9 protein-coding genes and 1 tRNA gene are annotated in these 10,332 nt (G+C 67.0%); 4 read left to right on the top strand and 6 right to left on the bottom strand.

Translation table 11 applies throughout. The features are described from left to right. Positions 1 to 2: 2 nt before the first annotated feature. On the bottom strand, positions 3 to 1,034 hold the full coding sequence (locus AC1RJ5_RS08710) for an aldo/keto reductase (RefSeq protein ID WP_493112778.1): 1,032 nt from the start codon (positions 1,032 to 1,034) through the stop codon (positions 3 to 5). A 312-nt stretch (positions 1,035 to 1,346) separates the two neighbouring features. Here AC1RJ5_RS08710 and AC1RJ5_RS08705 point away from each other — a divergent pair, with 312 nt between their 5' ends. Continuing rightward, entirely contained in the window at positions 1,347 to 4,511 is a 3,165-nt protein-coding gene (locus AC1RJ5_RS08705) for a TonB-dependent receptor (RefSeq protein WP_493112776.1), read from the top strand. 124 nt (positions 4,512 to 4,635) lie between these two features. Beyond that, positions 4,636 to 5,517 carry an ROK family protein gene (locus AC1RJ5_RS08700; protein WP_493112774.1) on the top strand — a complete coding sequence of 294 codons (882 nt, stop codon included), beginning with the start codon at positions 4,636 to 4,638 and terminating at the stop codon, positions 5,515 to 5,517. Between the two features lie 118 nt (positions 5,518 to 5,635). Here the strand turns inward: AC1RJ5_RS08700 and AC1RJ5_RS08695 are convergent, their stop codons facing one another. Continuing rightward, on the bottom strand, positions 5,636 to 6,259 hold the full coding sequence (locus AC1RJ5_RS08695) for a DNA-3-methyladenine glycosylase family protein (RefSeq protein WP_493112772.1): 624 nt from the start codon (positions 6,257 to 6,259) through the stop codon (positions 5,636 to 5,638). Positions 6,260 to 6,322: 63 nt separating this feature from the next. Here AC1RJ5_RS08695 and AC1RJ5_RS08690 point away from each other — a divergent pair, with 63 nt between their 5' ends. Then, positions 6,323 to 6,640: a 2Fe-2S iron-sulfur cluster-binding protein gene (locus AC1RJ5_RS08690; RefSeq protein WP_184170438.1), complete on the top strand. Its 318-nt coding sequence runs from the start codon at positions 6,323 to 6,325 to the stop codon at positions 6,638 to 6,640. Positions 6,641 to 6,685: 45 nt separating this feature from the next. On the opposite strand, the gene AC1RJ5_RS08685 is transcribed toward AC1RJ5_RS08690, so the two are convergent. From AC1RJ5_RS08685 to AC1RJ5_RS08675, 3 genes are read right to left on the bottom strand one after another with little or no spacing between them, the layout of a single operon-like run. Continuing rightward, on the bottom strand, positions 6,686 to 7,447 hold the full coding sequence (locus AC1RJ5_RS08685; protein WP_493112770.1) for a hypothetical protein: 762 nt from the start codon (positions 7,445 to 7,447) through the stop codon (positions 6,686 to 6,688). Between the two features lie 16 nt (positions 7,448 to 7,463). Next, entirely contained in the window at positions 7,464 to 8,213 is a 750-nt protein-coding gene (gene rlmB, locus AC1RJ5_RS08680) for a 23S rRNA (guanosine(2251)-2'-O)-methyltransferase RlmB (protein ID WP_493112768.1), read from the bottom strand. Further along, on the bottom strand, positions 8,213 to 9,838 hold the full coding sequence (locus AC1RJ5_RS08675; RefSeq protein WP_493112766.1) for a M20/M25/M40 family metallo-hydrolase: 1,626 nt from the start codon (positions 9,836 to 9,838) through the stop codon (positions 8,213 to 8,215). Before AC1RJ5_RS08675 ends, rlmB begins: the two co-directional genes overlap by 1 nt. Positions 9,839 to 9,951: 113 nt before the next feature. Here AC1RJ5_RS08675 and AC1RJ5_RS08670 point away from each other — a divergent pair. Then, positions 9,952 to 10,037: transfer RNA gene (locus AC1RJ5_RS08670), tRNA-Tyr, on the top strand. A 71-nt stretch (positions 10,038 to 10,108) separates the two neighbouring features. Here AC1RJ5_RS08670 and AC1RJ5_RS08665 read toward each other — a convergent pair. After that, a complete protein-coding gene (locus AC1RJ5_RS08665; protein WP_269574254.1) occupies positions 10,109 to 10,285 on the bottom strand; it encodes a hypothetical protein in 177 nt (58 codons plus the stop codon). Between the last annotated feature and the right edge of the window lie 47 nt (positions 10,286 to 10,332).

Here is a 10,332-nt window from a genome sequence, read left to right as displayed (position 1 = left end):
GCTCAGCGCCGCTCGCTGGGCCCGCCGCGATACCCGCCCTGGCGCTCGAGCATCCAGCCCGGATACTCGGCCGGCAGCTTGCTCACCGCGTCGAGCCGTTCCAGCTCCTCGGGGCTGAACGCGACGTCGACGGCGCCCAGATTGTCGGCCAGCTGGTCGGGCCGCTTGGCGCCGATGATCACGCTCGAAACCGCCTTCTGGTAGAGCAGCCAGGCCAGCGCCAGCTGCGCCACCGAGCGGCCCTTGGCCCCGGCCAGTTCGCGCAGCACGTCGACCACGTCATAGCCGCGCTCCTTGTCCACCGGCGGGAAGTCGAACCCCGCCCGGCGTCCTTCGCCCTCACCCGCGCGGGTGTACTTGCCCGACAGGAAGCCGCCGGCGAGCGGGCTCCACACCATCAGGCCGACGCCTTCCGACTGGAGCATCGGGATGACCTCGCGCTCCAGATCGCGCCCGGCGATGGTGTAATAGGCCTGGAGCGAAGCGATCGAGGCATAGTCCCTGGCCGCCGCGATGCCGACCGCCTTCATCACCTGCCACGCCGCCCAGTTGGACAGGCCGACATAGCGCACGACACCCCGCTTCACGAGGCTGTCGAGCGCGTAGAGCGTCTCCTCGATCGGCGTGGCCGTGTCGAAGCCGTGGATCTGGTACAGGTCGATATGGCCGGTGCCGAGCCGCTCCAGGCTCTTCTCCACCTGCGCCAGGATATGCCCGCGCGATGCGCCCGCGCCGTTCGGCCCGTCATGCATCCGTCCCAGCACCTTGGTGGCCACCACCACCTCGTCCCGCGCCACGCCGAGGTTCTTCAGCGCCTGGCCCAGGATCCGCTCCGACCGGCCCTCGGCGTAAACATTCGCGGTATCGAAGAAGTTGATGCCCGCATCCAGCGCCGCCTTGACCAGCGCGTCCGCCTCTTCCTGCTGCAGCTGCCCGATCCGCCCCCACATCCCGCCCTCGCCGCCAAAGGTCATGGTGCCGAGGCAAAGTTCCGAGACGATCAGGCCCGAACGGCCGAGCTGGTTGTAGCGCATGGGGATACCTCATCGGGAGCGAGGGGAGGGAGCCCGGCAGATGTGGTGCGCAGCCCTCCACCGCAATGCCGTAGCGCGAAAAATCCGCCTGAGTCGGCCATTGGCAACGGTGTCAATAAACTCATACAATATGGTGCGCTGCATCAATCCACGCACCGTACTGCGGTAAGTGGTTGTTCCCGCGTTAAACTTAAATGGTCCAAATGTATGAGTTGACAGCGCATCCGTCGAGGCATAGCCAAATGTGACCGCTAACATCGCAACCACGCGATACGCTCAACGGCCCGGGAAGAGGCCATACAGGAGGGGAATATGCACGCTCGAGTTGCGTCTCGTTTCACTGCGCGCCGTCTCGGCATGATCGGCGCCGTGCTGCTCGCCGGCACCGCCTGGCCCGCGCTGGCCCAGACCGCCCAGACCCCGCCCGCCACCCCGAGCGCCGATGCGCCCGCGGCGCAGGACGCGAGCGTCCCTCAGGAAGAGCAGTCGATCGTCGTCACCGGCTATCGCGCGTCGCTCGCCAGCTCGACCAATGCGAAGAAGAACTCGGTCGGCTTCACCGACTCGATCTTCGCCGAGGACATCGGCAAGTTCCCCGACACCAACATCGCCGAGAGCTTCAACCGCATCCCCGGCGTCACCATCGCCCGCGAAGTGACCGGCGAAGGCCTCAACGTCACGATCCGCGGCCTCGGCACCAACTTCACCCGCGTGCTCCTGAACGGCGCGCCGGTGGCGGTCGCCTCGACTGGCCGCACCGACTCGCAGAACACCAACCGCGAAGTCGATCTCGACATGTTCCCGACCGAGCTGTTCACCTCGCTGACGGTCAACAAGAGCGGCATCGCCGACCAGGTCGAGGGCGGCGCCGCCGGCACGGTCAACATGCGCAGTGCCCGGCCGTTCGACCGCTCGGGCACGCACCTCACCTATGGCGCGCAACTGACCAAGAACACCAATGCCAAGGACTGGGGCTATCGCGGCTCGCTGCTCGCCAGCACCACGATGGGCGATTTCGGCGTGCTGCTCGGCGTGGCCGGCGTGCACAACAAGGTGCGCACCACCGGCTTCGAGACGATCGGCTGGACCAACCCCAACCTGTCGGCGGCCCAGTGCGGCGCGACCGGCGGCTGCAACCCCACCGGCGGCGGCAACTGGACGATCCCGGCCACCGTGCCCGCCAATGCCGGCAACGGCCTCGTCACCGGCACGACGATCGACCAGGCCTTCCTGCTCTCCCGCAATCCGGGGGCTACGATCTCGCAGATCGACAACGGCATCATCCCGCGCCTCGGCCGCCCGATGTTCGAGGAAGGCACCAAGGACCGCATCAACGCGATCGCCAGCCTCGAATACAAGGGCGACACCTTCCACGCCTATGTCGACGGCATGTTCGGCTGGAAGGACAACCAGCTCGAGCGCGTCGACATGAACTGGGTCGGCCGCAACGGCGCCGCGATCCCGCTCAACACGCAATATGACCGCAGCGACTGCACCGCCGGCTGCGTGGTGACCAAGGGCACCTATGCCAATGCCCAGTGGTTCCTCGAATATCGCCCGTTCCTCGAGAAGACCAAGTTCTGGGGCGTGAACCCGGGCCTGGAATGGGAAATCGCCGACAAGCTGAAGTTCGACCTGCAGGGCAACTACACCTGGTCGAGCTTCCACCGCGAATCGCCGAGCGTCGTCGTGCTCACCACGCCGAACTCGGGCGTGACGGTGAACTATGACAATACCGGCGGAGAGATCCCGTCGATCACCACCAATATCGACCTCAACAACCCTGCCAACTTCGCCTGGCCCGGTGGCCGCGTGAACATCCAGGACGAGAAGCGCCAGACCGAGACCAAGGGCATCCGCGGCAACCTCGTCTGGGGCGACAATGCGTTCAACCTCAAGGTCGGCGCCGCCTATGACGACACGTCGCGCCGGATCAGCGCCTATGACAACAGCCAGGCCTGGCAGAACGCGGTGTGCGGCAATCGCCCGAGCGTGTTCGTGCCCTCGCCCAACACCCAGCCGCCGTGCAACGGCCTGGTCCAGCCCGGCGCAGCGCCGGCGGGCTATCCGAGCTATCCGGCCTATGGCACCGGCTATTCGAGCGGCTCGACCGGCCCCGTCACCTATGCCGGCTCGCTGATCTCCAACGCCCAGCTCGCCAGTCTGCTGCGCCCGACCTCGGCCGGCTTCGTCACGGTCGACTGGAACGCGTTCAAGGCAGCGTCCAACTATGACGCCTTCCACAATGCCGCGCCCGAGGCCGGCTCGTCCAACACCGGCGCCAGCGGCGGCTATGTCCGCGAGAAGGTGCTCGGCGCCTATGCCGAAGTGAATGGCGACCTGCAGATCGGCGACAACAACCACCTCAACTACAATGCCGGCGTCCGCTATGTCCGCACCGACCAGCGGATCGGCGGCCGCGTCTCGATCTCGGATCCGCGCAACTCGCAGGATCCGGACGGCGCCGGCCCGCTGCCCGCGGCCTGCCCGGGCACCGGCAATCCGCGCGACGGCAGCTGTTTCCCGAACATCACCAACTTCGTCTACACCGACGCTAAGTATGACAACTGGCTGCCCTCGGCGAGCGGTGCCTTCCATATCGGCGATGCCGCGGTGGTCCGTGCCGCCGTCTCGCGGACAATGACCCGGCCCAATCCGAACACGATGCTGCCGGGCCTCAACTTCTCGACGCCGTCGGCCGATGTCGGTTCGGTCGGCAACCCGTCGCTCGAGCCCTATCTGTCGACCAATATCGACCTGGGCTTCGAATATTATACCGGCAAGGAAGGCTATGTCGGCTTCACTGCCTTCCGCAAGGCGGTGACCGGCTTCACCACTACCGGTACGGTGACGGTGCCCTTCGCCGCGCTGGCCGCGTACGGCGTCACCTATGACACGCTGACGCCCACCCAGCAGGCGGCGATCAACTCGCGCGGCGGCCCCACCGCCGCCACCGTGGTGCTCAACCAGCAGGTCAACGCCACCGGCACGCTCAAGGTAAACGGCCTCGAAGTGAACTGGGTGCAGCCGCTCGACTTCCTGCTCGGCAAGATCGGCCTCAACGGCTTTGGCTTCAACGCGAACCTGACGCTGATCGACCAGACCGGTTCTGGCGCCGCCCCGGCGGTCGCGGTGGGCGTGTCGCCCGTAACCTACAACATCACCGGCTATTACGAGCAGGGTGGTATCAACATTCGTCTGTCGACCACCTTCCAGCGCGGCTCGGTCTCGTCGGATGCGAACCAGAACGGCATCGCGCTCGCCCGGCTCTATTCGAACGACTATCAGCAGTTCGACATGTCGGCGAGCGTCGACTTCGCCAAGGTGTTCGACCTGAAATGGGCGCCCGAGCTCACGCTCGACGTCATCAACCTCACCAAGGAAAAGCAGCGGAGCTACTTCCAGTTCGATCAGGCCGCCTTCACGCTCTACGATCCGGGCCGTCAGGTCATGATCGGCCTGCGCGGACGGTTCTGACGGGTCGCAAAAGGGGCGTGGCGGCCGGGCCTTTCAACCGGCCGCCACTGCCCCGGACTTCTCCTCTGCGGCCGCCTTCGGGCGGCCTCTTTTTTGTCCGGGCGAAGCGGGTTAACTGGGCGCCATGACGCAGGAAAAGCTGATCGCCGGCATCGAACTCGGCGGCACCAAGTGTGTGGCGCTGCTCGCCACCGGGCCCAACGATGTGCGTGATCGGGTAACCGTGCCCACCACCGATCCGGCGGCGACGCTGGCGGCACTCGAAGCCGCGCTCGATCGCTGGAGCTTCGATGCGATCGGCGTGGCGAGCTTCGGTCCGGTGGGCCTCGATCGCGCCCGCGCCGACTACGGCTCGATCACCGCGACGACCAAGCCCGGCTGGACCGGCACCGACCTGATCCGCCGGCTCGAGGCGCGCTACGGCAAGCCGATCGGCTTCCAGACCGATGTCGGCGGCGCGGCACTCGCCGAAGGGCGCTGGGGCGGGGCGCAGGGCATGTCGGCGCATGCGTATATCACGATCGGCACCGGCGTCGGCGTCGGCCTTGTCACGGGCGGCGTGCCGGTGATGGGCTGGGCGCATGGCGAGGCCGGCCATATGCGCCTGCCGCGCGCGCCGGGCGACAGCTATGCCGGCTGGTGCCGCTTCCACGGCGATTGCCTCGAGGGCCTGATCTCCGGTCCGGCGCTTGCCGAGCGCTTCGGCGTGCCGGGCGACCAGCTGCCCGATGACGGCCCCGAATGGGACCTGTTCGTCCATGACCTGGCGGGCATGCTCCACAATCTCGTGGTCACCGCGGCGCCGGAGCGTATCGCGATCGGCGGGGGCGTGGTGGCGGCGCGCGACTATCTGTTCCCCAAGCTGCGCACCCGGCTGGTCGAGAGCCTTGGCGGCTATGGCGCGCTGGCGGAATGGGCCGAGGGGATCGAGGCCCGGCTCGGCGCACCGGGGCTGGGCACCATGGCGGGGCCGCTCGGTGCGATAGCGGTGGGGCTGGCGGCGTAGGTTAAAAAGCCCCTCGCCTTCAGGGGAGGGGTTTGGGGTGGGGCGGGTGTCTCACCGAGATTGAAGCTTGCGGATAGGACCCACCCCAACCCCTCACTTCCAGGGAGGGGCTAGCTCCTCAGATCACTTCCATCTCGGAATTATAATGGTGCCACGCGAACACCGCCGCCGCGCCGCGATGCGGGCGCCAGGCTTCGGCGATCTCCCGGGTAAGCTTCTCGCTCGGCCGCTCGGCATGGCCCATGATCCGCCCGACTTCGATCTGCACCGCCAGGTCGCCCGCTGGCCAGATGTCGGGTCGGCCCTCCGCGAACAGCAGATAGACCTCGGCGGACCAGCGCCCGATGCCCTTGATCCGGACAAGCTGGGCGATCGCTTCCTCATCGCCCTCTGCCAGATGCGCGAAGTCGAGCCGCCCGCTGGTCACTTCCTCGGCAAGGCTGCGGGCATAGGCGGCCTTTTGCCGCGATAGCCCGGCCGCGCGCAGATCGTCGTCGCTGACCCGGGCAACGGTTTCCGGATCGCTCAGCGTGCCCAGCTGCGCGGCCATCTTGTTCCAGATCGACTGCGCCGCGGCGACGCTCACCTGCTGGCCGACGATCGTGCGCAGCAGCGTCTCATAGCCTCGGTCGCGGATGCGGGGCGGAGGATAGCCTACGCGCCCGATCGCGACGGCGATCAGCGGCTCGCGGCTCGCCAGGGCGTCCAGCGACGCCTTGAGCTGCTCGGCGCTCAACCCCATGCGTGCCCGCCTTGCGAAGCGCCGCGTTCGGCGGCATGGACGAAGCAGGACCAGGAGAAGACCATGCCCAAGCTTATCGTCGTGACCAGGAGTGGTGAAGAGCGTGAGGTCATGGGCGAGGCGGGCCTGAGCGTGATGGAAGTGATCCGCGAGAGCGGCTTTGACGAGCTGCTCGCGCTGTGCGGCGGCTGCTGCTCCTGCGCGACCTGCCACGTCCATGTCGATCCGGAATTTGCGGCCAAACTGCCGAAGATGAGCATGGACGAGGACGACCTGCTCGACAGCGCCGGCGACCGCGACGCGACGTCGCGCCTGTCTTGCCAGCTGCCTTTCACCGACGAGCTCGACGGCCTGCGCGTGCGGATCGCCGAAGAGGACTGATCGAAATATCCCTCTCCCGCAACAGCGGGAGAGGGGATAGTCAGCTTACTGTACCGCCCGCACCCGGATCGACGCCATCGGCGCATCGGTGGTGGTGGTGTCGGTCTTCCAGGTGATCACCTTGTCCTTGCCGGTGGTCACCGCGCCTTGCTCATTGTTCTGGCTCACCAGCTCGGCGTCGGTGGTCAGGGTGAAGGTGCCCTGCAGGCGCGTGAACGCCTCGCCCATTCCGCCCGGCATCATCGCCAGCGCGCTCATGTCGCCCATATTGCCCATGCCGCTGCCGCTCATCCGCACATAGCCCGGCGCCTTCACGCGGATCAGGTCCTTGCCGCGCAGCTCCACCGCGATCCACGGCATGATCATCTGGTTGTCCAGATTGTACGGGAACAGGAAGCCGTGATCGAGCACGCCGGAGATCTGGTAATCCACCCAGAACATCCCGTTGCCGCGATACTCGACACTGCGATAGCCCGCCTCCTTGGCAACCTCGATCGCGAGCTTGCGGAAGGTCTCGTCCTGCTTGGCCTTCTCCTCGGGCGTCAGCGTGAAGTCCGGCTCCTTCTCCGGCGCCTTGGCCTTCTTGCCCGACTTCTCCTTGGCGGCCTCTTCCATGCCCATCTGCATCGCCTTGCCCATGAAGCTCTGCAGATCGACCGCCATCACCTCGCCCTTGTAGGTGAAGGTGAAGGTCCGGTCGGCATGGATGGTCAGCGCCGAATCGAACTTGCCGGGCACGAACAGGCAGCTGGCGAGCACCAGCGGCGCCATCAGCGCGAACGCGACGGCCTTCAGACGATGCAACATGAGTCCCCCTTGGCAATCAGCCGCGGGCGCTCACCGCATAGAGCGCGATCGCCGCGGCATTGGATACGTTGAGGCTTTCGACCTTATCCGAGATCGGCAGCTTCGCAAGCTCGTCGCAATGCGCCTCGGTGTTCTGGCGCATGCCTTCGCCCTCGGCGCCCAGCACCAGCGCGATCTTGCTCTGGCCACCCATAACCTCGGCCAGCGTGCCCTTGGCATGGCCGGTCAGGCCGATGCGCCAGAAGCCCGCCTCGGCGATCTCCTCCAGCGCGCGGGCCAGGTTGACCACCCGGCACCACGGCACCTGCTCCAGCGTGCCGGCGGCGGCGCGGGCCAGCGTGCCGGTTTCGCCGGGAGCGTGCCGGTCCTGCGTCACGATGCCCAGCGCGTCGAACGCCGCCGCCGAACGCAGGATCGCGCCGACATTGTGCGGGTCGGTCACCTGGTCGAGCACCAGCAGCGGCCGGTTGTCGCCTTCGCCCTGCGCCAGCAGGTCGCCCAGCCAGATCTCCTCGAGCGGATCGACTTCGGCGACCAGCCCCTGGTGCGGGGCGTCGCCGGGCACCAGCCGGCCGAGATCGGCGGCATTGGCGAAGGTGATCGGGATCGTCGACGGGATGTCGAGCCCGGCCAGCGCGTCGTGCGTGCCCCAGATCTTGCGGACGTTGCGCTCGGGATTGTCGAGCGCCGCCAGCACCGCGTGCCGCCCGTAGAAACGCGGGCGGCTCGCGGAGGCCTGGCTCGGCCGGTGTCCACGCTTGGCCATCAATGTGCTCCCGGTGCCGCGTAGAAGCCGTCCGAAGCGTTCGGCTCGGTCGCCAGCGGCAGGCGCGGCAGCGGCTCGGGCGCGTTGGCGGCGTTGATCAGGAAGGCTGCCAGGATGATCGCGCCCTGGCGCATGTCGTCCGCCTTCAGATGGTCGAAGGTGTCGACATCGGTGTGGTGCACGTTCGAGCCGTAATCCAGCGGATCCTGGATGAACTGGAAGGCCGGGATGCCCACCGCGTCGAAGAACACGTGATCGGTGCTGCCGGTGCGGGCGGTGGCCACCTTGGTCGCGCCGAACGAATTGAACGGCGCCAGCCATTCGCGGAAGATCGGCACCACCGCGGTATTGCCCTGGGTGAAGATGCCGCGGATCTTGCCCGAGCCGTTGTCGAGGTTGAAATAGGCGGCGAGCTTGGCGTGGTCCGGGCCCGGCTGGATCGGGAAGCCCTTGCTCCAGCCCATGTAGCGGGCATAGCCGCTCAGCGCCGGATCGACCGGGCGGCTGGCGACATGGTTCTCGACATAAGCCATCGAGCCGAGCAGACCCTGCTCCTCGCCCGACCAGAGCGCGAAACGGATCGCGCGCTTGGTCTTGATGCCCGATGCCTTGATGATGCGCGCGGCCTCCATCACCATCGAGACGCCGGCGGCGTTGTCGGCGGCGCCGTCACCCATCGCCCAGCTGTCCATGTGCGCGCCGGCCATCACATAGCCTGCCTTGGCGTCGGTGCCGGGGATGTCGGCCAGGATGTTGTATGCCTTGGTGTCGCTGTCATCGAAAGTGACGTCGCTGTTGAGCTCGAGGCTCGGCGCCATGCCCATCTTGGCGAGGCGGGCGAGGCGGCGATAATCCTCGGCGGCGATCTCGAAGCCCGGCAGCGGCGGGGTGGCGCCGACCTGGAACTGGCTGTTCTGGCCGTGCACCAGCTTGCCGTTGCGCGACGACATGGTCGCATAGCCGACCGCGCCCTCGGCCTTCAGGAAGGCGTCGCGCTTGGCGGCGAAAGCGAGGCGGCTCTGGCTGCTCGGGCGGCGATTCGCGGTGGCGGCGCCGTTCTGCAGCTGGAAACTGTCGTAGCGGTCGAGATCGGCGTCGCTCCAGCGGCGGAAGTCGAGGTCGGTCGAATCGGTGATGTCGGTCGGCTCGGTGAGCAGGGCGATCTTGCCCTTGAGCTTGCCCTTATACTGGTCGAGCGACGCTTCGTCCGCCATCGGCGCCAGCACGACCTGGCCGGTGACGGTTCCGTTGGTTCCCGGCGTCCAGGCAAGCGGCGCGGCGACCAAAGTCAGCGGACGCGGCGCAACCATCTTCACACTGGCATTCTTCGCCGACCAGCCGCGGCCGAACTCAAAGCCTTCCTTGTGGACATTGGTCAGACCCCATTCGCGGAACTTGGCCTGGGTCCAGTCCTCGGCCTGGCGCATCGGCGGCGAATTGGTGAGTCGCGCGCCGATCACGTCGGTGAGGTACTGCGCGATGCGCATCACTTCGCTGTGGTTGGTGCCCTGATCGACGATCTTGTCGACCGGCGCGCTCGGGCCGTCCGGTCCCTTGGCGATGGCGAGCGGCGCCATGGCGGTGGCGGCGAGCAGCGTGGCGATGGCGAAGGAAAGTCGGCGCATTATGGACCCCTGTTTGGAAGCGGCGGACGCTATGCTGCACAAAGTCTGCGCGCAAGGCGTTGACAGGCGCGCGTCGCTTCGGCAATGGGCCCCCTCTCGCCGAACGGCGCCATGGACAGGTGGCCGAGTGGTTAAAGGCAGCAGACTGTAAATCTGCCCGTGCAAGCGTACGCTGGTTCGAATCCAGCCCTGTCCACCACTTTCCCCGCGGGGCACGGCCCGCGGTTCAGGACATCGCCGATGAAATGCCCGGCATGAGCGCGGCCGGGTTCAGGCCTGCGCGGCGCCCTGCTCCTGGGCATGCTTGCGCTCGGCGGATTCGCGCCTGGCGCGCGCCGTCTTTTCCTGCGCGAGCAGGAATTCTTCGGTTTCTTCCTCGGTGACACCCTCGGCATGTGTCTTGTGCACATGCTGCATCATCGTCGCCCATTGGCGGTACGAACCCATCTGCGACCCCTCGCTTTTCCCTGATAACGAGAGGTCATAACGCAGGT

It is taken from the genome of Sphingomonas sp. GW822-FHT03G08 (assembly GCF_058801135.1).
Note: the sequence above shows the minus strand (reverse complement) of the source record. Positions and strands in the feature narration are given on the sequence as shown.